This window comes from Mesorhizobium sp. P2_B5, from assembly GCF_056404775.1.
Genome location: NZ_JBFUDJ010000018.1, coordinates 1 through 23,617, shown reverse-complemented (window position 1 = coordinate 23,617; position 23,617 = coordinate 1). Strand labels below are relative to the sequence as shown.

The 23,617-nt window shown below is 62.5% G+C and carries 20 protein-coding genes; 11 read left to right on the top strand and 9 right to left on the bottom strand.

Annotated features, from left to right (window positions below):
• Positions 1-8: 8 nt before the first annotated feature.
• Both AC1D1N_RS31070 and AC1D1N_RS31065 read right to left on the bottom strand, forming a co-directional pair.
• Complete coding sequence (locus tag AC1D1N_RS31070) at positions 9-263, bottom strand: DUF982 domain-containing protein (protein WP_477353108.1); 255 nt, start codon at positions 261-263, stop codon at positions 9-11.
• Positions 264-381: 118 nt separating this feature from the next.
• Positions 382-612, bottom strand: coding sequence for a hypothetical protein (locus AC1D1N_RS31065; protein WP_112562595.1), 231 nt, complete (start codon positions 610-612; stop codon positions 382-384).
• A 153-nt stretch (positions 613-765) separates the two neighbouring features.
• Between AC1D1N_RS31065 and AC1D1N_RS31060 the strand changes: the two genes are divergently transcribed.
• The 3 genes from AC1D1N_RS31060 to AC1D1N_RS31050 all read left to right on the top strand — a co-directional run bounded on the left by AC1D1N_RS31060 (position 766) and on the right by AC1D1N_RS31050 (position 4,141).
• Positions 766-1,407 carry a glutathione S-transferase family protein gene (locus AC1D1N_RS31060; protein WP_477353105.1) on the top strand — a complete coding sequence of 214 codons (642 nt, stop codon included), beginning with the start codon at positions 766-768 and terminating at the stop codon, positions 1,405-1,407.
• A 136-nt stretch (positions 1,408-1,543) separates the two neighbouring features.
• Positions 1,544-3,046 (top strand): helicase HerA domain-containing protein, encoded by a 1,503-nt coding sequence (locus tag AC1D1N_RS31055; RefSeq protein WP_477353103.1) that lies wholly within the window; start codon positions 1,544-1,546, stop codon positions 3,044-3,046.
• Positions 3,047-3,175: 129 nt separating this feature from the next.
• Positions 3,176-4,141, top strand: a complete 966-nt coding sequence (locus tag AC1D1N_RS31050; RefSeq protein WP_477353101.1) for a hypothetical protein — start codon at positions 3,176-3,178, stop codon at positions 4,139-4,141.
• Between the two features lie 78 nt (positions 4,142-4,219).
• On the opposite strand, the gene AC1D1N_RS31045 is transcribed toward AC1D1N_RS31050, so the two are convergent.
• Positions 4,220-4,663 carry an SRPBCC family protein gene (locus AC1D1N_RS31045; RefSeq protein WP_112562587.1) on the bottom strand — a complete coding sequence of 148 codons (444 nt, stop codon included), beginning with the start codon at positions 4,661-4,663 and terminating at the stop codon, positions 4,220-4,222.
• A gap of 405 nt (positions 4,664-5,068) precedes the next feature.
• Here AC1D1N_RS31045 and eglC point away from each other — a divergent pair, with 405 nt between their 5' ends.
• Genes eglC through AC1D1N_RS31030 form a run of 3 tightly spaced genes read left to right on the top strand, consistent with a single transcriptional unit; the run spans position 5,069 to position 9,589 of the window.
• Positions 5,069-6,493, top strand: coding sequence for an endo-1,3-1,4-beta-glycanase EglC (gene eglC / locus AC1D1N_RS31040; protein ID WP_477353099.1), 1,425 nt, complete (start codon positions 5,069-5,071; stop codon positions 6,491-6,493).
• On the top strand, positions 6,494-8,266 hold the full coding sequence (locus AC1D1N_RS31035; RefSeq protein WP_477353097.1) for a type I secretion system permease/ATPase: 1,773 nt from the start codon (positions 6,494-6,496) through the stop codon (positions 8,264-8,266).
• 3 nt (positions 8,267-8,269) lie between these two features.
• Positions 8,270-9,589 (top strand): HlyD family type I secretion periplasmic adaptor subunit, encoded by a 1,320-nt coding sequence (locus AC1D1N_RS31030; RefSeq protein WP_477353095.1) that lies wholly within the window; start codon positions 8,270-8,272, stop codon positions 9,587-9,589.
• On the opposite strand, the gene AC1D1N_RS31025 is transcribed toward AC1D1N_RS31030, so the two are convergent.
• Positions 9,576-10,565 carry a GlxA family transcriptional regulator gene (locus tag AC1D1N_RS31025; RefSeq protein WP_112562579.1) on the bottom strand — a complete coding sequence of 330 codons (990 nt, stop codon included), beginning with the start codon at positions 10,563-10,565 and terminating at the stop codon, positions 9,576-9,578. The two genes, AC1D1N_RS31030 and AC1D1N_RS31025, sit on opposite strands and share 14 nt — an antisense overlap.
• A 219-nt stretch (positions 10,566-10,784) precedes the next feature.
• On the bottom strand, positions 10,785-11,495 hold the full coding sequence (locus AC1D1N_RS31020) for an alpha/beta fold hydrolase (protein WP_477353093.1): 711 nt from the start codon (positions 11,493-11,495) through the stop codon (positions 10,785-10,787).
• Positions 11,496-11,705: 210 nt separating this feature from the next.
• Between AC1D1N_RS31020 and AC1D1N_RS31015 the strand changes: the two genes are divergently transcribed.
• From AC1D1N_RS31015 to AC1D1N_RS31005, 3 genes are all read left to right on the top strand, one after another.
• Positions 11,706-13,256 carry a winged helix-turn-helix domain-containing protein gene (locus AC1D1N_RS31015; RefSeq protein WP_477353091.1) on the top strand — a complete coding sequence of 517 codons (1,551 nt, stop codon included), beginning with the start codon at positions 11,706-11,708 and terminating at the stop codon, positions 13,254-13,256.
• A 44-nt stretch (positions 13,257-13,300) separates the two neighbouring features.
• The gene (locus tag AC1D1N_RS31010) at positions 13,301-14,449 is read left to right on the top strand and encodes an amidohydrolase (protein ID WP_477353089.1); all 1,149 of its coding nucleotides are present in this window, start codon (positions 13,301-13,303) and stop codon (positions 14,447-14,449) included.
• A 137-nt stretch (positions 14,450-14,586) separates the two neighbouring features.
• Positions 14,587-14,898: a hypothetical protein gene (locus AC1D1N_RS31005; RefSeq protein WP_477353087.1), complete on the top strand. Its 312-nt coding sequence runs from the start codon at positions 14,587-14,589 to the stop codon at positions 14,896-14,898.
• 230 nt (positions 14,899-15,128) lie between these two features.
• Here the strand turns inward: AC1D1N_RS31005 and AC1D1N_RS31000 are convergent, their stop codons facing one another.
• Together AC1D1N_RS31000 and AC1D1N_RS30995 are read right to left on the bottom strand one after the other, a co-directional pair.
• A complete protein-coding gene (locus AC1D1N_RS31000; protein WP_477353085.1) occupies positions 15,129-15,854 on the bottom strand; it encodes an SDR family oxidoreductase in 726 nt (241 codons plus the stop codon).
• A gap of 36 nt (positions 15,855-15,890) precedes the next feature.
• Positions 15,891-16,370: a VOC family protein gene (locus AC1D1N_RS30995; protein WP_477353083.1), complete on the bottom strand. Its 480-nt coding sequence runs from the start codon at positions 16,368-16,370 to the stop codon at positions 15,891-15,893.
• Positions 16,371-16,497: 127 nt separating this feature from the next.
• Here AC1D1N_RS30995 and AC1D1N_RS30990 point away from each other — a divergent pair, with 127 nt between their 5' ends.
• Positions 16,498-17,382 carry a transcriptional regulator GcvA gene (locus tag AC1D1N_RS30990; RefSeq protein ID WP_477353081.1) on the top strand — a complete coding sequence of 295 codons (885 nt, stop codon included), beginning with the start codon at positions 16,498-16,500 and terminating at the stop codon, positions 17,380-17,382.
• A 399-nt stretch (positions 17,383-17,781) separates the two neighbouring features.
• Here AC1D1N_RS30990 and AC1D1N_RS30985 read toward each other — a convergent pair whose 3' ends face one another.
• Positions 17,782-21,069 (bottom strand): metallophosphoesterase family protein, encoded by a 3,288-nt coding sequence (locus tag AC1D1N_RS30985; RefSeq protein ID WP_477353080.1) that lies wholly within the window; start codon positions 21,067-21,069, stop codon positions 17,782-17,784.
• Positions 21,070-21,606: 537 nt separating this feature from the next.
• Between AC1D1N_RS30985 and AC1D1N_RS30980 the strand changes: the two genes are divergently transcribed.
• Positions 21,607-22,047: a hypothetical protein gene (locus tag AC1D1N_RS30980; protein WP_477353078.1), complete on the top strand. Its 441-nt coding sequence runs from the start codon at positions 21,607-21,609 to the stop codon at positions 22,045-22,047.
• 284 nt (positions 22,048-22,331) lie between these two features.
• On the opposite strand, the gene AC1D1N_RS30975 is transcribed toward AC1D1N_RS30980, so the two are convergent.
• Positions 22,332-23,312: an ABC transporter permease gene (locus tag AC1D1N_RS30975; protein ID WP_477353076.1), complete on the bottom strand. Its 981-nt coding sequence runs from the start codon at positions 23,310-23,312 to the stop codon at positions 22,332-22,334.
• Positions 23,313-23,617 lie beyond the last annotated feature (305 nt).

Here is a 23,617-nt window from a genome sequence, read left to right as displayed (position 1 = left end):
TCAGTAGGCTAGTGCCGGCCTTCTCGCACGAATACGTTCGCTTCCCGGGCCGCGGCGGTGAAGGCGCGGCGCGCCGTGCCAACTGGTCGGCGCTGCTCCATCGCATCCATCATCGCTTTCAACGCGGAGCGGTATTTTGGCCCACGCTCTTCGTCCGGCCATCCGTCGACCAGCAGGGAGGCTGCCTGGACCGTTCCGGTAACGGTCAGGCCGCTGCCTTCGCTTTCGATGGTCACGGGAACGTCGAACTGTTCATTGCGCATTGACGCTACTCCTGGAACTCTTTGACGCAATTCCGGACGGAAAACCGCTCACACTTTTCCTGGAATTGCTCGAACTTGAAGACGTCAGAAACGGCGCAATGCTCGTTTCGTTCCAGCGTCACTGCTTGCGGTGGTCGAATACGACCGCCATGGTCTTACCAATTGCCGCCATCACGATCAGTTCGACCAGATCGTCGTCGCTGTCGACGCAGCCTGGATCCATGCGGCGGATTGCGTCGAGCGCCGCCCTGGTCGAGACGGTATCGCCGGCGCGGAATTTGGAAAGCGCAGAGGAAACAAGATCTTGAGCTGTCAGATCGATGACAGGTACGCTTGCTACAACGTTCATTGGCTTCCTCCTGCCAAGAACCCTATCCCGCAGGAATGATACGCCGAACGGCGATTTCCGCCAGCGGAATCGTGGTCCGACCAGATTGCGGAGGGGGGCACGTTTGCGTGTTTGATAAGGTCGAGCCAACAGCGTCTAGGAACCAGCCCGAACATGAAACTGTACTTCAGCCGCAATCCCAATCCGCGCCTCGCGGTTGCAACGGCGCGTCATCTCAGGGTCAGGGTCGAGTTTGAGTTCGCGGCACCCATGGCGCCGGGGCAAGCCGAGCGGTTCCGACCGCTCAATCCTAATCTTACCCTGCCGACATTGGCATGGCCGGGCGGCAGCCTCTGGGAAGCCGACGCCATAGCCTGCCTGCTGTCGCGCGAGGCGGGTTCGGATTTCTGGCGCAATGGCGACGACCAACCCGACATGATCCGCTGGCTGAGCTGGGGCAAGGAGAATTTCGTCCGGGCCTGCGACACCGTGCATTTCGAGCGCGGCACCAAGCAGCGCTACGGGATTGGCCCGATCGACCAGGGCAAGGTCGAGGAGGGAACGGACGAGTTCCGCAGGGCGGCAGGGATTCTCGAGGCCGAGCTGTCCCAACGGCAGTGGCTGGTCGGCAGATCACTTTCCTACGCCGATTTTCGCATGGCGACGTTCTTGCCTTTCAACGATGTCGCGGGCCTGCCGTTGGATGATTATCCATCGGTCCTCAGTTGGTATCGCCGGCTCGAGGCCATCGACGCCTGGCGCGATCCCTTTGACGGGCTGGATGCGCCGCTTTTGCCGCCGGTGAAGCCGGTCTAGCCAGCTTTTCAACCGACCAGGCCGGCCAAGTGTGGCGCTTTGGCAGCATAGGTGTGGAACACCGGGCCTGTTGCCTCGGCGCGCTCGACGGCTTGCGGTCAGGTTGATAAGCCCTCTCCTCAAGGAGAGTCGTGACATGACCGTAGCCATCGAGATGGGACAGACGACGGCGGGTGCGCCGGCGGCGCTCGACCTTGAGGAGCTGCTGGCGACGCGCCTTCTGGTGCAGGGCAATTCCGGCTCCGGCAAATCGCATCTTTTGCGCCGGCTCTTGGAGCAGAGCGCGCCCTGGGTACAGCAGACCATCATTGATCCCGAAGGCGATTTCGTCTCGCTGGGCGACCGTTACGGCCATCTGGTGATCGATGCCGAGGAGCATACGGAGCGCGGCCTGCAGGCGGCCGGCGAGCGGGCGCGCATCCACCGCGTCTCCACCGTGCTCAATCTCGAAGGGCTCGACGCCGAGAACCAGATGCGTCGCGCCGCCGCCTTTCTCGGCGGCCTGTTCGAAGTCGCCCGCGAGCACTGGTACCCGATGCTGGTGGTGGTCGACGAGGCGCAGCTGTTCGCCCCGGCGGTGGCCGGCGAGGTGTCCGACGAAGCGCGCAAGCTCTCGCTCGGCGCCATGACCAATCTGATGTGCCGGGGCCGCAAGCGCGGCCTTGCCGGCATCATCGCCACCCAGCGGCTGGCCAAGCTTGCCAAGAATGTCGCGGCGGAAGCCTCAAATTTCCTCATGGGCCGCACCTTTCTCGACATCGACATGGCGCGCGCCGCCGATCTTCTCGGCATGGAGCGGCGGCAAGCCGAGGCGTTCCGTGACCTGGAGCGGGGGCACTTCATGGCGCTCGGGCCGGCGCTGTCGCGCCGTCCGCTCGGCGTGCGCATCGGCCAGACCGAGACGAGCCCGCGCAACGGGACGCCGCGGCTGATGGCGATGCCGGAATCAGCGCTTGAGGACGCCCGTGCGATCATCCTGGCGGCGCCGCCACCCGAGACGATGCGCGCGCCGCGCCGGGTGGCATCGCCGGACCTGCTCGACCAGTTGATGGCGGCCAAATCGGCGGCGCTGGAGATCCGCCCCGAACCGGCGGAGCCGGCGGTAAGCGCCGAGGATCTGGCCGAGCGGCGCGAGCGGGTGGACCGTGTCCTGCGCGCCATCCTGGCGCAACCCGACGCGGGCTTTCGCGTCATCGGCGTGCTCTACCAAGAATTTGTGGTCCGCTGCCGCATCGAGGGGCTCGCTTCGGTGGTGCCGGACCTCTCCGAATTCCGCCGCATGCTGACACGCGCCCGCGCCGGTCTCGGCGCCGACATGGCAGGCGATGACGCCTGGCAGGATGTCTCGGTGCGCGCCTCGCTGCTGCCCGAGGATATGCAGGGCGTGTTCATGATGATCGCGCGCGCAGCGAAAGAGGGCTGGCCGTGCCCGAGCGACGCGGCGATCGCGCGCGCCTACGGTTCGCACTCGCTGCGCCGCGCCAGGCGCCTGCTCACCTATATCGAGGAGCAGGGTCTCATCGTCTGCCAGCTCGACGGCACCGGCCGCCGCACGGTGACGCTGGTCGAACTCGCCTGGGCAACGGCGCCCGGCGATCCCAATGCGGTGGAGGCGGAGCAGGGCAGTTTGGCGCTGTGATTGCGGGCGCTTTGGGCAGCCTGGCCTCATCGCCTATGTAGGCGGTTCTGAACAAGATGTGTTTCGCCGATCGGCGCGCGACGAATTATGATTGTTTCTGAGAATCGCTGAACGGTTCGGGCGGGAGGGTTGCGGTTGAAATCTCTGGCTGTCTTTGTCCTCGGCATCCTTGCCGTCGCTGTCATCGCGATCACGGTGTCGGCCCGGTCGTTTGCCGCGCCCTCCGGTATACCGGATTGGTTGCAGGCCCATGTCGGCGATGGCGACGGCGAAATCTCTCAAGTGGTGCTGGAACGGGCGCGCGCGCTTTATCAGAAGAAGGTGTCGCAGGGCGCGGTCCACAATGGCTGCTATTTCGCCATGGATGCGACGCGTCCGGGCGATCTCGGCGGCGGTGCGTTGGGGCGGCGCTACTACGTCATCTGCGAAGCCAAACAGTCGTTTCGCGCGATTTCGTCAGGGCATGGCGGCGGCCGCAATCTGAAGGGCGTCGTCGATTTCTCCAACGGGAAACGCTGTGCGAAAAACTTCGGCAATGCCCTGGACTCGTCCTTGACGATGGGCGGCGCCTATATGACCAGCGAGGCAAAGACGTCATTCAAGGGTTTCTATCGCGTCGGCGCGAAGCAGGATCAGATTCTGCAACGCACCTTTATCCAGTTCGACGGCGAGGGTGAGACGGCGAATGCCAGGCAGCGTGTGATCGGCGGCCATGCGGCGCGGCTCTTGCGCGGCATGTGCCTGCGCAAGAAGTCGAACAGTTCCTACGCCGACCATGACGGCTTTGTGCCCTACGGCAAGCTGGTCGATTACGCCGGCGGCCGCAGCAATGGCTGCACCAGCTGGTCGCCGGCCGATGCGGAGCAGATCATTTCGATGGTGAAGGGCAATCCGACGACGCTCTACATTTATCCCGAATCGCGCGACATAGCCGCCGTTGGCAAATCCGGCACCTACTGGAACGCGTCCTGCCTGAAGGCGATCGGCAAGCCGAAATTCTGGCCGCGCCAGCGCCTCGAGCCGATCATCGCGCAATACAAGAAGGACAACCCGCCACCGCGGCCGCAGCCGCTGCCGATCTGCAGCGGGCCGTGAGGCGATGAGAGCTCGGCTCGGCATTGTCGCGGCGCGGGCTGGGCCGCGCCGCCGTCGATTGCGATGGGGTGGGTGACTCTACTGATTGATCTCGGGTTCGACGAGCTTTGCCAGGTTGCGCAGCGACTCCTGCCAGCCGAGATAGCACGCCTCGGCCGGAATGGCGTCCGGAATGCCCGCCTGCGTGATATCGAGTTCCGTGCCGACCGACACTTTCTTCAAGGTCACGGTCACCACGATCTCGCCGGGCAGGTTGGGATCGTCGAACCTGTCGGTGTAGCGCAGGCTTTCGCCGGGAACGAGCTCAAGATATTCACCGCCGAAGGCGTGGCTGCCGCCGGTGGTGAAGTTGCGGAACGACATCTTGAAAGTGCCGCCGACTTTCGCTTCGAAGTGATGAACCGTGCAGGTAAAACCGTTCGGCGGAAGCCATTTCGCCAGTGCATCGGCTTCAGTGAACGCGCGGTAGACCTTCTCCGGGCTTGTCGTCAGAACGCGGTGCAAACGTACGGTGCTTGGCATGTCTTCGGTATCCTATGTGGTTTCGTTGGTCGATGCCCCAAGGACGGGTGGACTTCACCCGGTCCGACACACCCTGTCAAATTTTTTGGGCCCTTGCCTGCGGCCTTCCGTCCTGCGCTTTAAGCGCCGCTTCGGGCGTGCGGCCGCGGCGCGACGAATTGCATGCATCATCGACAATCTGCCTAATCTTTTTGCAAAAATTTCGCAATATTTATTAAAATTGACAAAGTCTCTCCTTAAAATTGTATTAGGATCATCTTATTATATTCGGTCTGACTGAGTGACTATCTTCCTCGTGTACTATAGGATGATTCCCAGGAGCCATGGATTAATCTAAAAGTTGATCCGAAGTGATCGCTCGAAGGTTGTCGAGCGACCAAGGTGCCACGTGCAAGGAGTGTCCGAATGACCACCGTCCTGAACGCCAAGGGGATTGCCCTTCCCTACACCGGCGCTTCCACCCACTGGTTCTCCGCGGCCGGAGGCGCGCCTTACCTCTACGGCACCTCGGGCAACGATTCCTTCTGGGGCGACACCAGCGTCAAGGTCACCATGTATGGCGGCGCGGGCGACGACTATTACCATCTCTATTCGACGATCAACAAAGCGGTCGAGACCTACGGCGCGGGCGTCGACACGATCGACACCTGGATGAGCTACAAGCTGCCCGCCAATTTCGAGAACCTCGTCGTCACCGGCGGTGGCCACTATGCCTTCGGCAATGGTCAGGACAACATCATAACGGGCGGCGCCGGCAGCCAGACGCTGGACGGCGGCAAGGGCAATGACGTGCTGATCGGCGGCGCCGGCGCCGACACCTTCATCGTCACCAAGGACAATGGCAGCGACCTGATCTTCGATTTCGGCGCCACCGACACGGTGCGCCTCAACGGCTATGCCTTCACCACGTTCGAGGCCGTCCAGGCGAATATGGTCCAGGTGGGATCGAACGTGCAGCTCAATCTCAGCTCCAGCGAGGTGTTGGTATTCAACAACACGACGATCGACAAGTTTCAGCCCGCCCAGTTCGAGCTGCCGATCGACAAGACAGGCATGACACTGTCTTTCAACGACGATTTCAACACGCTGAGCCTGTGGAACGGCCAGAGCGGCACCTGGGATTCCAACTTCTGGTGGGGCGCGCCGAACGGCAGCACGTTGACCCAGAACAACGAGCTGCAGTGGTATATCGACGCCAATTACGCGCCAACGAGCTCGGTTCATCCGTTCAGTGTGGCAAGCGGCGTTCTCACCATCACCGCGGCGCAGACGCCGGCGGACATCAAGCCGCTGATCAACAACTACGAATACACCTCCGGGCTCCTGACCACACACGACTCCTTCTCGCAGACCTATGGCTATTTCGAAATGCGGGCCGACCTGCCCGAAAACACCGGGGCCTGGCCGGCTTTCTGGCTGTTGCCGGAAGACGGCTCATGGCCGCCGGAGCTGGACGTCGTGGAAATGTATGGCCAGAACCCGAACCAGCTTCTGATGACCGCGCACACAAATGAGACGGGAACCCATACCACGGTCGGGTCGACGGTGAATGTCTCGAACACCGCCGGCTATCACACCTATGGCCTGTTGTGGACGCCGGACAAGCTGGTCTGGACCTATGATGGCGTACAGGTCTCGGAAGCGGCGACGCCGTCCGATATGAACAAGCCCATGTATATGCTGGTCGACCTTGCGATCGGCGGTCAAGCCGGCGCGCCGCCCGACCATCTGGCGACGCCCGCCCAGATGAAGATCGACTATATCCGCGCCTACACGCTGGACGATGTGCAGCAAAGCCATCTGAGCGCAACAGGCGAGCACGCGGTCTAGATGTCGCGGGACCGCGCGCCGCTCAGGGATGCGGCCATCCGGCCCGGCCTGCGCCCGGTCTTCCTGCGCGCCATCGCCGATATCGGCGTCTTCTCGTTGCTGATCAACATCCTGCTCCTGGTGATCCCGCTCTATCTGCTGCAGGTCTATGACCGGGTGCTGCCGTCCTCCAGCGTCGAGACGCTGATTTATCTCTCGGCCATGGCGGTCGTCGCGCTCGCCTTCCTCGGCCTGCTGGATGCGGTCCGCGCCATTTACGCGCAGCGTATTGCGGCTACCGTCGACCAGAAACTGGGTGCGCGGACATTCGCTGCCTCGCTTGGCGCCAGATATGCCGGCAGCGCGCTGTCGCCGCTGAACGACCTTGCCACGGCCTGCGCCTTCATCAGGTCGCGCGGCGTGGCGGTGCTGTTCGACCTGCCGTTTGCTCCCGTCTTCCTCGCCTTGCTCTATTTCATCCATCCCGTCCTGTTCTGGCTGACGCTCGCCGGCGCCGTGCTTCTGTTTCTTCTCGTCGTGGCCAACCAGTCTGCCATCGGCAGGAACGATGCCATGTCGGCGGAACGCTCTGCCGTGGCCAGCCAGGCGGAGCAGGCCTTTGCCCGCAACACGGACACGTTGCGCGCCATGGGCATGGTGCAAAATGCCGCGGCGGTTTGGGGGCAGCACGTGGCCGAAGCGCTGACCCTGCACGACCGTTCCGGAGGCGCCAACGCGATCTTCAGCGCGACATCGCGGTCGCTGCGCATGATGCTGCAGCTGGCGATCCTCGGCGCCGGCGCGTGGCTGGTGCTGCAAGGGCAGATGACCGCCGGCATGATCTTCGCGTCCTCGCTGGTGTCGTCGCGCGCGCTGCAGCCGCTCGACCAACTGATCGGATCCTGGCGGCAGATCGTCGACGCCAGGCGGTGCTGGAAGCGGTTGGGCGCCGCGCTTTCGGCGCAACCTTCGGAAGCGCGCAAGCTCGTCCTGCCCGATCCGTCCGGCGCGATTTCGGTGCAGGATCTGTTCTTCATCGCGCCGAATGCGGCTTTCGGCACGGAGCCCATCCTCAAGCGGCTGAATTTTGCCATCGGCGCCGGCGAAGCGGTGGCGATCGTCGGCCCGAGCGGCGCCGGCAAATCGACGCTGGCGAAACTGCTTGTCGGGGCACTGCAGCCGACCGGCGGCGCGGTCAGGATCGACGGCGCCGACCTGAGGAGCTGGGACGAAACGCAGCTTGGAAGGCATATCGGCTATCTCCCGCAGGAGGTGGAGCTTTTCCCCGGATCGATCGCGCAAAACGTCGCCCGCTTCGACGCCGCTGCCGATGACGCAGCGATCGTCGAAGCGGCCAGGCATGCCGAGGCACATGAGCTGGTGCTTACGCTGCGCGATGGCTATCAGACCATGATCGGCCCGTCGCATACCGTGCTGTCGGGCGGCGAGCGCCAGCGGATCGGGCTGGCGCGCGCCTTCTACGGCAATCCACGCATGCTGATATTGGACGAGCCCAACGCCCATCTCGACGGCAGTGGCGAAACGGCGCTCGAGGTGATGCTGTCGGCCGCGCGCGGCGCCGGCGTCACGGTGCTGGTGATCACGCATCGCCCGTCGATCGCGGCGGCCTGCGACCGCGTGATGGTCCTGCGCAACGGCGCGATCGAAGCCTTCGGCCCCGCGAGCGAGGTGCTGCGGCAATCGGCGACCGGCAAGGGCGTTGCCGGGAACGCGGTGGTGACAGGCTCGTTCGTGCCGACCGCGCGCCCGCACAGCGTCCGCTTCGGATCATAGACAATGATGCAGCAGAGCCTTGCCTTCGAAAGCCGACCGCGCACCGACTTCCGGCGCACAGCCGTTGTTGGCTACGCGGCCATAGCGCTTTTCGCCGGCTGCTTCGGCTATTGGGCGGCGAGCGCGCCGCTCTCCGGCGCGGTGATCACGTCCGGCACGATCTCGGCGACCGGCGGCAACATCCTCATCCAGCACCCCGAGGGCGGCATCATCGAGGAGTTGTTGGTGCATGAAGGCGACCGCGTGCAACAAAGCGAGCCGCTGGTCCTCCTCGACCGCACGGCGGCCGAGGCCGATCTCAACCGGCTGACCAGACAGTCGATCGCGCTCAGGGCAAGTGCCGCGCGGCTGGAAGCGGAGCGCGACGGATCGGACAGGCTGGCGCCAATCACCGATGCAGCCCCCGCGCCGTTCCAGAGCGATTTCGACAATCTGGTGCGCGAACAGCAGAAGGAGTTCGACGCCAGGCTTGCCCGGTTCCGGTCCGAGCAGTCGATCCTGGCGCAGCGCGTCGCCATGCATCACGAGTCGGCACTGGGCCTGGACGCGCAGAAACTGGCCATCCAGCAACAGGCCGACATTGTGAAAAAGGAACTCGGCATCAAGGCCAGCCTGCTCGACAAGGGCCTCACCAACCGCAGCGAATATTCGCAGCTTCTGCGCAGCGAGGCCGATCTGGTCGGCCAGGCCGGCGCGCTGGAGGCGGACCTTGCGGCGACCAAGACGCAGATCGTCGAAGCCCAGGCGCAGGTCGAGCGCGCGACCACGCAACGTGTCGAAGACGCGCTGACCAAGCTCGACGAGGTCCGCACCAAGCTGGCCGACATCGGCGAACAGATCACAGCGGCTGAGGCGGTGCTGGGGCGCACGACGATCAAGGCGCCGGCAGCCGGTATCGTGGTGTCGTCGACCTATAATTCCAAGGGCAGCGTGATTGCGCCGGGGCAGAAGATCATGGAGATCCTGCCCACCGCGTCAGGCCTCATCGTCGACGCGAAGCTGCGGCCGAAGGACGTGGATCTGGTTCGCGTCGGCCAGCCGGCGAAACTCAGATTGTCGGCCCTCAACGCGCGCCTCACGCCCGAGGTCCCGGCGACGGTGACCCAAATCTCCGCCGACCGGCTGATCGATGAAACCACGCACGAGGCCTATTTCCGCGCCAGGCTGAAGATCACCGACACGCTGCCGCAGGGGGTGAAGGCCGGGCAGCTTTACCCGGGAACGCCGGTCGAGGCGTTTATCAGCACCGGCGACCGGACCTTCTTCGAATATCTGGCGCGGCCGATGCTGGATTCGTTCGCGCGGGCGTTCACGGAGCGGTAGGCGAGGGCGCTCCGCCCGGCATTCGGCCGGGATGCCTGAGATGGGTCGGCGTGATGCCGGTCTGCTGGCGGAAGACGCGGCTGAAATGGCCGGCATTGGGAAAGCCGCAGCGGTAGGCGATGTCGCCGATTGCCAAGTCGCTCCCTTCCAGCAGCGACTTCGCTTGATGCACGCGCAGCGCAAGATAGGCCGCCATCGGGCCGATACCCAGCTCGGCGCCGAACAGCCGCTCGAGCTGGCGCCGCGATAAATTCAGCCGGCTCGCGATCTCGGCGACCGACAGCGTCTCCTGGAGGTTGCTTTCCATCAGCAGCAAGGCCCGCTTCACGGCGCGGCTCGACGCCGCGGGAAAGAGGTCGCCGACGGGCTGCACGTCCCGGCTCGAGCGGATGCGGTCGAGCACCAGGATCTTGGCGGCTTTTTCCGCCGCCTTGCGGCCGATGAACTGCGAGACGAAATGGCCGGCAAGGTCGGCCGCACCGGTGCCGCCGGCGCAGGTCGAGCGGCCACGGTCGACGGAAAACAGGCTGTCGGCATGGGCGTTCACGTCAGGGAACTGGTTGCGGAAATCCTTGATGTGGAACCAACTCACCGCGGCGCTGTAGCCGTCGAGCAGGCCGTAGCGCGCGAGCACGAAGCTGCCGGTGCAGAGTGCCGTCAGCGGCACGCCCTTTTCGGCGGCGCGCAACAGGAAGGCCTCCTTTTCGGAGCTCAGGCTGCGGTTGGTGTCGAGCAGGCCGCCGACCACGACGACATTGTCGAACTCCTCCGGATTGCCCATCGCCTTGGTCGGCAGCAGTTCGACGCCGCAACTCGCCCGGATCGGCAGGCCGCGTTCGCCGACGATCTCCCAGTCGAACTCGATCCTGCGGCTGCGGTCGCCCTCATCGCCGGCGAGCCGCAGCGTGTCGATGAACAGCGACAGCGGCGATAGCGTGAAGTCGCGAACCAAAAGAAACGCAAACCGCCTGGCCATTGTGTTCCCGGAAACCGCTCCTCGACCGATGAGCCTGATATCGCCGAAGGTTTGGCACAGATGTGCGCCCCGTGCTCCTCAGGAGCGGCCGCCGGATGTCGGAGATGAGATCGACGATCTCGGAAGGGGACGGATATCTCGCTTACCTCGCCATGGGCTGGTACGGCGGCGCAAGAAAAAGCCCGGGCACCGTCAGGCGCCCGGGCAATCCATTTCGTGTCACGCTGCTTGCTTCTTGGCGACGGCCTTGGCCGCCTGTTCGATGAGCTTGGCGACAGCTGCCGGATCGGAGACGTAGACGGCGTGGCTGCCGGGCACTTCAACCGTCGTTGCTCCAGCGCGGGTTGCCATCTGGCGCTGTGCCGGCGGCGGGATCATCTTGTCGTCGCTGGCGACCAGATACCAGCTCGGCTTCACCTTCCAGGCGGGAGCGGTGACCTTGCCTTCGAGCGCCGGGATGCCCCATGGAACCTGCGAGTCAGCCATGAAAGCGGCGAGCGACGGGCGCACGTCAGCGGCGAAGGAAGCCGCGAACTTTTCCTTGTCGAGCTTCAGGAAGCCGTCGACGGGCGGCAGGATCGGCGGCACCGGAGCGCCGGGAGGCGGGTTGGCGATCAGGGTCGAAACCGATTCACCGGCATCGCCGGCGAAGGCCGCGATATAGACGACGGCCGCTACCTTGGGGTCGGTGCCGGCTTCCGACACCACGATGCCGCCATAGGAATGGCCGACCAGGATGACGTCGCTCTTGGCTTCGGCAATAGCGCGCTTGGTGAAGGCGACGTCGTCGGCGAGCGAGGTCGTCGGGTTCTGGACGATGGTGACGTCATAGCCGTTCTTCTTGAGGATCTGATAGACGCCGTCCCAGCCGGAACCATCGACGAAGCCGCCATGCACGAGGACGACGGAATTTGCTGCGTTGTTCGACATTTGAGTTCTCCTTTTCAAAGCGTTGGTTGGGTTGTTGGTTAAGGTCGGTTGAACGTTTGTTGCAGGAGGACTATGCGCCGCCAGCGACGGGCGCGCTTTGAGGGGACCTTCAGGACCCCTTGATTTTCCCTTGAGATCACTTTGATTTTGCGCTCAAGACGCGGCTAAAGTGTCCGACTTGCAATTTCCAGACGATTTGGAGACAGCAATTTGTCGTATCATTTTGAGGACTTCGCTCTGGATGGCGAGCGGCGCGAATTGCGCCGCGGCAACGAGCTGGTCCCCGTCGAGCCGCAAGTGTTCGACCTGCTGCAATTTCTGATCCGCAACCGCGAGCGGGTGGTGAGCAAGGACGATCTGGTCGATGCGGTCTGCCAGGGGCGGATCGTCTCCGACGCCACGCTTGCCAGCCGCGTCAACGCCGCGCGCAATGCGCTTCAGGACAGCGGCGAGGAGCAGCGTCTCGTCCGCACCATCCTGCGCCGGGGCTTTCGTTTCGTCGGCACCGTGCGCGAGGAAGGCGGTGGCCAGACGACCGCCCCGGCGCAGCAAGCAAAGCCCGACCTCGGCATTCCCGCCCGGCCCTCCATCGCCGTGCTGCCCTTTGCCAATATGAGCGGCGATGCCGAGCAGGATTATTTTGCCGACGGCATGGTCGAGGATATCATCACCGGCCTGTCGCGCATCCGTTGGCTGTTCGTCATCGCGCGGAATTCAAGCTTCACCTACAAGGGCCGCGCGGTTGACGTGAAGCAGGTCGGGCAGGAGCTCGGCGTGCGCTATGTGCTGGAAGGCAGCGTCCGCAAGGCCGGCAACCGCGTGCGCATCACCGGCCAGCTGATCGACGCCGAGGATGGCCGCCATTTATGGGCCGAGCGCTACGACCGCGAGCTGACCGACGTGTTCGCGCTGCAGGACGAGATCACCGTCAGCGTGGTTGCGGCGATAGAACCCAATCTGCGCCGGGCCGAGATCGAGCGCGTCAAGCGCACGCGTCCCGACAGTCTCGATGCCTACGATCTGTTGCTGCGCGCGCTGCCCGATGTCTACACCTTCATGCCGCAGGGGGCTGCCAAGGGCCTGCCGCTGCTCGACCAGGCGCTCGCCATCGAGCCGAACTACGCGCTTGCACACGGCTTTGCCGCCTGGGCGTACCAGACGCTGTTCATTCGGGGCGGGTTGAAGGCGGAGCACCGCGACAAGGCGGCCCGCCACGCGCATGCGGCGATCGAGCACGGTCCGGGCGACGCCATGGCGATGGCGCTCGCCGGCTTCACCATCGGCATGGTCGAACACGACCGCAAGCTCGCCGACGCGGCATTCGCAACGGCGCTTTCGCTCAGCGCCTCCTGCGCCTTCGTCTATGCCTTTGGCTGCGTGCCGGTGGCTTATGGCGGCGATGCGGCACGCGCCATCGACTGGGGCGAGCAGGCAATCAGGCTCTCCCCGCTGGATGCCACGAACTGCGTGCCGCAAGGCATTATCGGCTTCGGCAATTTTCTCACCGGCCGCCACGAACAGGCCATAGAAGCAGGCCGGCGGGCAGTGGAAATGACCCCCGGCTTCAGCATGCTGCATGGCTGGCTGGCAGCGCCGCTGGTCAGGCTCGGCCGGCTCGACGAGGCCAAGGCGTCGGCGGCGCGGCTCCTGGCGCTCGACCCGCATTTTTCCATTGGCCGGTGGTCTGCGGCGGTGGGGCTGGCGCCTGAGATTGCGGGCAAGGTGACCGACGCGATGCGGCTGGCGGGATTGCCGGAATAGCCTTCATGCATACTATTAAGGCAGCACCAAGCGGAGCCCAGACCATGACCCTGACCAATCGAGACATTGTCGAGCTGACGGGGTGGCGGCGCAAGCTGCACCGGCAACCGGAAATCTCGAACGAAGAGGAGAAGACGGCCAGGGAAGTCGTCGCCTTCCTCGCCGATACCGGTCCGGACAAGGTGCTGACCGGCCTCGGCGGCCATGGTGTCGCGGCGGTCTATGACAGCGGCAACGTAGGGCCGACAGTGCTGTTCCGCTCGGAGCTCGACGCGCTGCCGATCGAGGAACTTTCGGGCGTCGACCATGCCTCGCAGGTATCAGGAAAATCGCATATGTGCGGCCATGATGGGCATACCGCGATCCTCGCCGCACTCGGCCGCCAGCTCGGGCGCGAACGGCCGGCGTGCGGCCGTGTCGTCTTGATGTTCCAGCCGGCGGAGGAGACCGGCAATGGTGCTGCCGGCGTCGTCGCCGATCCGCGCTTTGCCGAGATCGCGCCGGATTTCGCCTTCTCGCTGCACAATCTGCCGGGCGTGCCGTTCGGCGAGGTGCGGCTGAAACCCGGCGTGGTCAACTGCGCCTCGCGCGGCATGCGCATCGTGCTGGAGGGCAAGACCGCGCACTCGTCCATGCCGGAAACCGGGGTGTCGCCGATGCTGGCGATCAGCCAGCTGATGCCGGCGCTGCCGGCGCTCGGGCGTGGCACCTTTGCCGACGACGATTTCAGCATGGTGACCGTCACCCATGCGACGATGGGCGAGGCCGTGTTCGGCATCGCGCCCGGTCATGCCGAGGTGTGGGCGACGCTGCGCACAAGGCGCGACGAGCGCATGGCGGAGCTGGTCGCTGCCGCTGAAGTGCTGGCCGCCAGGATCGCGGTCGAGCACCGCCTGTCGGTCCGCTGCGACTATCACGAGATCTTCGTCGCCAGCGTCAATGCGCCGGACGCTGTGGAGCATCTCAACCGCGCGCTGGACGAGGAAGGTGTCGCGCGCAGCGAGGAGGCCCTGCCGATGCGCGCTTCGGAAGATTTCGGCATTTTCGGCCACAAGGCCAAGTCGGCGATGTTCTTCCTCGGCGCCGGCGAGCGCACCCCTTCGCTGCACAATCCGGACTATGATTTTCCCGACGACCTGATCCCGATCGGCTCGAAAATCTTCATGCGCACGGCGCGCAACCTTTTGGGCTGAGCGGCTGTGCGAAATCCGCACGCCGAAGCTGCCTTTTTGCGGCTCGAATCATCCTGTAGTCGCCGCCCTAAATTAGGAGGGACTTGCGGATGAGGATTGCAATGGTCGTCGCGTTGACCGCGACAGTGGCAGGATGCGTGAGTTCTCCGGTCCAATACGGAGCCTCGCTGTCGCCGCAGGATCCGAAATGGGCGACGCCGGAATGCCAGCAGGCCCGCACGGATGCCATGAACTACGATGCACGCGAGAAGGGGCAGCCGGGATGGGGCTTCGGCGTGCTGCTTGGGCCCTACAGCATGGGCCTCGTCGCGGCGGCCAAGGAACACCAGCAGCAGCAGCGAAGGCTGCTTGCCCGCCAGGTGCATCTGCAGTGTTCGAGCCTGCCGCTGCCGAAGGATCTGGATTTCGATCCGCAAATCTACGCACCAAAGCCGGCGAAATATCCGTAGGGCTATTCATCGTAGCCAGCGCAATCGCATAAGGCAGCGCCAGCCCCCTCTCCGGCCGCTGCGCGGCCACCTCTCCCCCATTTCATGGGGGCGAGGAAATGCCAACCGCGAAGGCCGCAGCCTCGAAAAGCTTGGGTTCCTCGCCCTGCGGGAGTGGGGGTAGAGGTGGCTCGGCGAAGCCGAGACGGAGTGGGGGAACGCCCTATGCGACTTGCCCCGCCCCTTGCCCGTCACACCAGCCGCTGCCCGCCATCGATGTGGATCGTCTCGCCGGTCATGAAGTCGTTGCCCATCAGATAGAGATAGGCCGGCGCGACATCCGCCGGCGCCGCCACCTTGCCTGCCGGCACGCGCCCGGCGATGGCGGCGAAGTAGCCGGATTTGGCCTCGCCGACGAGTTCGTCCCACATCGGCGTGTCGACCCAGCCGGGCGAGACGATGTTGACGCGGGTGGGCGCCAGCTCCTGCGCCAGCGCGCGCGCGAAATAGCTGAACGAGCCGGCGATCGCCGAGACCACCGAGCCGCCGGGCACCGGCGGCCGGTCCTTGTTGATGCCCGAGGTGAAAATCATCGAGCCGCCCTTCTTCAAACCGCGCACCGCGTGCTTGGCCAGCATCACCGCGCCGATCAGCTTGTTGTCGACAAAGCCGCGCACGAACTCCATGTCGGTGTCGCCGATTGGATAGTTCGGCGGCGGCGTGCCAGCGGTCGATACCAGATGATCGAAGGCGCCGACCTCGTCGAACAGCTTGGCGATGTCCGCCTCCTTGATCATGTCGGCCGCAATGCCCTTCACGCGGCCGCCCAGCCTCTTTTCCGCTGCCTGCAGCTTCTGCGGCGAGCGGCCGACGATCACTACCTCCGCGCCGCCTTCGAGTGCGGCTTTCGCCACGCCGAGGCCGATGCCGGAACTGCCGCCGACGACAACAATTCTTTGTCCCTTGAGCGGTGCCATTGATACCTCCAGTTTTTCGGGAATGTCAGGTTTGACTTACGAACGGCCGGCGTGGGCGGCTTCGAGATCGGCGAGGATGATCTTCCTCATCGAATACATCGCCTGGCGTGCCCGATGCGCCTTGTCGCGATCGGGATCGTTCATCAGCGGGATCGCGGACTCGGGGATGACCTGCCAGTAGACGCCGAACTTGTCCTGCAGCCAGCCACAGGGCTTTTCCGAGCCGCCGCCTTCCGTCAGCGCCTGGTAGTAATAGTCGGTCTCGGCCTGGTCCCTGGTTTCGATGTAGAGCGACATCCGCTCGTTGAAGGGCGGCATCCCGCCGGCATTGAGCGCGGTCAGCCGCAGCCCTTCGAGCTCGAAGTCGAAGATGGCGTGCGGCACGCCGGTGCCTCTGACATGGTCGGTGAAGGTCACCGTCTCCAGCGTGCGGCCGTTCCTGAACACCGAGAGATAGAAGTCGCGGGCTTGCTCGGCATTGCCGGTGTACCAGAGGAAAGGATGGACGGTGGCCATGTCATGCTCCTGCGGTGAGGTTTGATCACAAATCTTGTGAGGATTTGTGGCTGGCAAAAGCGCAATGGACAAACCAAAATTTGGCAAGTATTTGTTACCAACGCTCACAAATGCCCGGCGCCCGCACATGCCCCGCAAACTGCCACCGCTCAATGCATTGCCGGCCTTCGAGGCCGCGGCCCGGCACCTGAATTTCTCCAGGGCGGCGGACGAGCTCAACCTCACCCATGGCGCCATCAGCCGGGCGGTAAAGCATCTGGAGGAGCAGCTCGGCGTGCAGCTGTTCGAGCGCGCGACGCGTTCGGTGCGCCTCACCCAGGTCGGCGAACCCTATGCGCGCGCGGTGCGCGGGATGCTCGACCAGCTGACGGTGGCGACGCTAGCGGCGACATCGCGCCATTCCAACACGAGCCTGAACGTCAGCACCTCGGATGGTTTTGCCGGCAAATGGCTGGTGCCCCGGCTCTACCGTTTTCATCGCGCGCATGGCGATATCGATGTGCGGGTGTCGACATCAGGCAAGCTGACCAATTTCCTCGGCGACGGCATCGACATCGCCATCCGCTACGGCGGTGGCCATTATCCCGGGCTGACGTCGGAATTCCTCACCGGCGAGGAGGTGTTTCCGGTCTGCAGCCCAAGGCTGCTCGAAGGGCCGCATCCGCTGCGCACACCGCAGGATCTCAAACACCACACGCTGATCCGCGACGGCTACCGCATCGACTGGGCGGCGTGGCTGGCCAGCGCCGGCGTCGAAGGCGTCGACCCCAACAGCGGGCTCACCTTTGATTCCGCCACCTTCGCGGTCGAGTCGGCCGTGCAGGGCGAAGGCGTGGTGTTGGGCCGCACCATGCTGGTCTCAGCCGACCTCGCCACCGGCCGCCTGGTGCGCCCCTTCGACCATGCGCTGAAGGCGGTTTCGAGTTTTTACGTGGTGTACCCGCCGGAGGCGATAAGGCAGCGGAAGGTGAAGGCGTTCCGGGATTGGCTGTTTGCGGAGGTGGAGGGGTAGCCGCCCATTGATTGGGTGATCGCCGAGAGCGGGTGGGGCCAATCATGACGGGCCAGCAGCTAAGCAAGCTGGTTCGACCTCTGGCGAGGTGGTAGGCGTTGAGTATTGAGGGCTTTGCAATGCTTCAGAGATTTCCTGAAGGAGCAAAGTGGCACGTAACGCGGCCGCTGCTGCCAAAAAGAGTCTTCGTTCCGACAATGGTGTCGCATCGCACCCGGCGACATGCGGTGCTCACTGGGGGTGGAGCGGTATCCTTTAGGCGAGGATTCAGGGGTGTGGCTTGTCGAGGTGGAGTCTAGAGCCACTGTTTCCGGTGGGACAGCAATCGAGTTGTTGAAGGGGATTGGCGATGGTGACGGGTGGGTGGGGCGCTGTGTAAATTCGCAATCGCCAAGACGGTCATTTGAGCGGAGCGATAGCTTTGGATACCCTATAGTGTCCAGATCTCGCATAATAATAGTGCGAGACTTTGTTACGACGTACTGTCTCTCCGGGAACGATCCTGAGAATCTCCTCTAGCTTTGAGAGAAAAACTTGTTCCTTGGAATCGTCTCCACGGAGCCTCCAAATCATTGAGCTATAGCGGAAAAGCGTGAGGAGATTCTCCCAGTCCCCCCTTTCGGTGAAGACGTGCCAGAGAGCCGCATGACTGGAATTAAACATCCACGGGACCCTCTCTTTGAGGACAAATTGGTAGCAAATGATAAGTTGTGCTACCTCAGGATTCGTAATAGCAAGGCCGGCTTTAATCTTTCGTTGGAATAATTCCAGAGCCGCCCTTCCTTTGTTGTAAAAATCTGTAGTTTTAGCTCCATTCAACACGCTGTCTAGAAGAGATGAAGCAGATTCGATGTTTACTTCTTCTTTTGCCAGCGCAATCGCAATATTTTCGGCTGTCACGAAGAATTTGTTCTTGCGGGCTCGTTTTCCAAGCTCGCTCAATCTCTTAGTTCGATCTAGGCTGGGAGGTTCCAATTCGATGATGATTTGCTGAGCTTGGTAGCCATGGCTATTGTGGCGATTAATCTTCAATATCTCTTTGGCATACGCTAGGGCTTCGGGCTCGCCGAGAGCTTTGTGACAGAGCGCGAGATCGATAAGTACGCTCTGTCGAATAACTTTGGGGAACGGAAAATCGAGTACCTCTTTCAACAATGCTTTCGCGCGGGCTCGATCACCCAACATCCGCAATGCGTAACCCTGTTGGCGAATAAGGCTAGCCCGCTTTTCCGCAGAATCATCCGTTCCCGTAAGGGCGTGAAAATCGCGACTGAAATTCGCAGCGCTCGTGTAGTGAGACCCATCACAAAGCGCCTCTGCGAATGAGGCTGCCAACAAAACTATGGCGACAGCCTCTCTCGATCCGGGGTTTTCTCTGTGAAGCCTGAACAGTCGTATGAGCAGAGCGCTGGCGTTCGCTATGTCTGCGCTGCCACACCATGAGCTTGAATAATCAAGATGAGGAGGCCAGTCTTTTGATCCTGCCATCCATTCGGGGCCGAAGAGTAAGGTTGCGGCCCTCATGTTGAGGCTGTCGATCTCTTCCTCATTGACAAGGGTACGCAGATAGTCTCGGATCGGGCGTGGTACGACGAGTATTTTCTGGGATGAACTCGTTTGAGAGTTTCCAACTTCAGGTGTTTCAGAAACTGTAATCAAGCCCCTGTCCATCAAACCTAGCGCGTCGGCAGGATAAAACGGATTGGCGCCGTTGAAACGCTTGATGCGGCCAAGCTCCGCGCCTTGAGGAAACACCAAAAGCGCCTTAAGCATATCGAACATTCGCTTTGTTGGTTTATCGTCCGCCTCCGAAAGCTCATGGACGGCACGTTTTAGAACCGCCGGCGCATCGGATTGTGCCTCGTCACCGCCGTAGCTGTCCTCGCCGCTGCTGGAGAGTTCTTCGATCGATACGACCGTCAATTCCTTTAGGCGCGCATCCAGCCTCGTAGGATAGCCGTCCGTGTGACGATAAAGAATCGCAATTGCATCGATGGTGGTGAGCTTAGAACCGCCGCGCTCATGGTCGCCTACGTATAGCTTTACGTCCGCCTCATCCAACGGAGCAAGTTGAAGAGAAACGAGCGTATTTCCTGTCGGCTTTCTCAGCGAGCGCAGAGCGACCCATAGTTTAGGGCAGGCATCGACCAGAACCTCAACAAAGCTCTCAATGTCTCTCTCCACCGTAACTAAACCAGACGGAAGGTCCACGTTAGCCTGAATGTCATCAAGTATAAGAAGCGCCGGGCCGGAGCTTACAGCATCACAGAACTGGGCAAAGCTGCAGCCTAATCTCCTTGCGATATCTGCACTAAAATTATCTTTATTGGTGTACTCTACTGCATCCAGTCGGAAAATATTACATGGTGTTGACCTTTGCGCGATCACGCTCGCCAAGAATTCGTCGCTGCCAAGGCCCCATTCAGAAGTGAGCCACAGCGCTCGGACTCCTTCAAAGGTATCAAGGCACTGCTGTTGCTCCGCCCGGCGGACGCGTCTGTGGGCAGGGGGCAGTCCGAGGTGATATTTGAGGGGCCGCAGGACGTCGCGATCCTGCTGCTCGACGTCGGCAGCCTGTAATGTCTTGCTGTGGGGTTTATCGACAGGCGTAGATACCGAATTCAGACGCGTTTGCAGATTGATAGTGAAGTATTTGTCGTCTTCTAAGACAAATTCACTGTCAGCCACGAACCTCTGTTGGCCGCTTTTGTGACCGAGCAGCCGCCGCGGCCATATTCGGATGCGCCTGTCTTTGTCCAACGTCTCGAAAGACAGTAACGAATAGCCGTGGATGCGATTTGTCTTGCCGTCTGCAAGCATTTCCATTCCAAAAAGCGATGGCGCCTGCAGAGAGTGACGATTTGCAGCCCCACTTATCCCGAGCGTCATTGAGAATGGTTCGTGCATATGTCCGAACAAATGAAGATCGAAGCGACCAGGAGGATTGATTTCACGGTACCATGTGTCGAGATTGGATGGATGCAGCCAGTCGAGAGGATGGTGTGTAACGACGATATTGAAGTGATTGCCATCGCACCATTTCCCAACTCCTCGCTTCAGTGTGTTAACCTGTCTTAGGTCGACACTCAGTATTCCTTTGTATTCATCGCCTGTGAGTTGAAGCCACGTTGAATTCAGGCCCATCACGCCAAGCGTGACCTCCTTATCGTGGAAGCTTATTAGTTGGTCTCCTGGTAGGAGACCAATCTGTCCTTGCGCAAGCGGAATCGAGGTCGATGCTAGCTTCTCGGCGAAGCGCCTATATCCCGACAGCGCCTCGGTAACGAGATGTCGGTATATGTCATTGTCGTCTTGAAAGAAGTCATCCCAAATTTCGCGCTCTTCGAACCATCTCTTAAGTACCTTGACCTCAGGTCTCTTGGTGTTAGGCCGTTGGATGTCATGATTGCCAGGTATGCAGACTAACGTCGGTTTAAAGCCAAGATTTTCGAAATGAAGCCATATGTCTTGCAGCCTGGCGATGACCTCGTCGAATTCCTCATCCGCTCCCTTCTGAGTGAAGTCGCCGCTAAACACGACTACGTCCCATTCGCCCACTTGATTCTTCAGTCCCGCGAGATCTTTAAAGAAAACTTCCTTGACGTTGGGCCATAGCAGGCTCTGTCCAGACATTCCTGCATGGAGGTCGCTCAAGTGAAGAAGTCGGAAAGAGGTAGGATCAGTCATTCACGGTATTTCGATTCGCTCGATGATTGGCTGGCAATCATGACCATTGTGGCTTGCGGGCGCAAGCAAGAGACTTTCTCAAACTTCGCTAAACTCCAGAGGACTCATAGACCACATACAATAGCAACGGTCTGAGATTTTTTTCTCAAAGTCCATCCCCAGAGCCCTTTCTCGTCATAGCAGACTGTTGCGAAGAGATTCTGTTTAAGATTTGACAACAGATAGGGCAGATCCACTCTGATTGGGTTTTAACTCTAGCTATCTCCGCCACAGTCCGCGAATAAGCCGCTTAGGAGCAGCGCGAGGCACGCGATGATGCCCCAACCGAAGGATGGAGAGGCCTCCGATGATGGTGGCGGCCACCGAAAGCAATGGTCGGCGAGCGGGAGCGCTCGCGCCTGCCAGCTGCCTCATTTCGTAGCGCTCCTCTCGCACCCCCGCCACCTCCCTCGGAACCAAATCCCGGCCTAAACTGTTCCAGTTTGATTCGACGCCGCCTGCCGGTTGGGTGAGCGGCGCACTTGAGGAGCTTGCACCATGACCATCTCGTCCAGCTTTCGTTCGCTTGCGGTTGCGGCCATCGTCACTGTTGCCGTCGGCGCTGCCAGTGCCGCGCATGCCGATAGCGGCACGATCCGCTTTGCCGTCTACAAGGCGGCCTTCTTCGTCGGCGGCTCCGGCGGCGAGGGCACGCTGACCTTCCATGGCCGCACCTATCCCATCTCGATCGGCGGCGTTTCGGGCGGCTTCGCGTTTGGTGTTTCCAAGACCTATTTCCGGGGCACCGTGCGGCACATCAGAAGGGTCCGCGATGCGACCGGGGTTTACGGCGCGGCGGGCGGTGGCGGCGCGCTCGGCAAGGGCGCCCAGGTGATCGTCATGACCAATGACAAGGGCGCCACGCTCGAGCTCACGGGCCGGCAGGTGGGGTTGCAGGTGAACGCTGATCTGAGCGGGATGGCGATTTCGTTGAAGTAGGGGGTGGTCTGGGTCAGCAAACTCGCCCGGGGCGATGGCAATCGCGTAGGGCAGCGCCAGCCCCCTCTCCGTCCGCTACGCGGCCACCTCTCCCCCACATCCGTGGGGGCGAGGAACCCAAGCTTATGAAAGCCGCGACCTCCGCCATTGGCGTTTCCTCGCCCCCATGAAATGGGGGAGAGGTGGCTCGACGAAGTCGAGACGGAGAGGGGGAGCGCCCTGTCCGATTGCCCTGCGTCTTGGGCGAGCAAGGCTTCGCCCCATGCAGCGCTGGCATCGGCCGCCTACCTTTCCTCCACAATCCGCAAATACGCCGCCGTGACAAACAGCACGATCAGCCCGAACAGGATCCGCCTTGCCCCCTCCGGCATCTGCAGGATCGTCAGCAGCGTCGTCAGCACGGTCAGGATCAGCGCGCCGATGATGGTGCCGGTGTAGCCGCCGCGGCCGCCGAAGATGGAGGTGCCGCCGATCACGGCGGCGGCGACCGAGGGCAGCACCAGCGGTTCGGCGAGCGACAGCGATGGGGCCTTGATCAGGCCGATATAGAGCAGGCCGGTGATGCCGGCGAGCACGCTGGAGGTGACGTAGAGCGCGGTGATCACCTGCCAGTATTGCACGCCCGACAGGCGGGTCGCGCGCTCATTGTCACCAACGGCGTAGAGCAGGCGGCCGAAGCCGGTGCGGGCCAGCGTGAAGACGATCAGCGCGGCCAGCGGTAGGAACAGCAAGAGCGCGTTGGGGAAGCCGTAGGTCACACCCGTGCCGAGCCAGGCGAGGAAGTCGGGGATTTTCGCGCCCGACGCGATCACCGTGCGCTGGTAGACCTGCAGGCAGCCGGTGCCGATGAGGCTGGTGCCCAGCGTCATGATCAGCGGGTGGACGCGGAAGACGCCGACGCCGATGCCGTTGACGAGGCCGATCAGCACCGCCGGCATCATCGCCAAAAGGAATGCCACCGCCGGGTCCTGGTTGACCACTTGCGTGGCCATGATGAAGGCGCTCATCGTCGCCACCGTGCCGACCGACAGGTCGATGCCTCCGGTCAGCATGGTCATGGTCTGGCATCCCGCCAGGATCGCCAGCGGAATGGCGAATTTGATGGTGTTGGCGATCCAGCGCTCGTTGACGATGCCGGGTCGCAAGATCTGCAGGATCACCACCAGGATGATGAGCAGGATGATCAGCGGGATGAGAGGGCGATCGGCCATGAAGCGTTTTAGGCGACGGCCGAAGGGGACGGGGGTGATCGCGGTGGTGCTCATAGGGTGGCTCGCGGTGGGGTTGGCGCGACGCATCTTCCCCTTCTCCCCTTGTGGGCCTGTTGCGTTATCGGGCTTTGGATGCCTGGAGAGACGGCAGGGGCGCATCGAGGTGCTTTCCGGCGCGGGTTTGCGGCCGGATAGGGTAGGAGTTGGCGTATTCGGTGGGTTTCGGGCGCAGTGCGACCCAGGCTCAGGTGGCCAGCGTTACCCAGCGGCGCATGTTGAAGGCCATGGCCGCGATGAGGACCTGTCCTGCCGCCTTGGCCAGGCCGCGATAGCGGATGGCGCCGCGATAGCGGATGGCG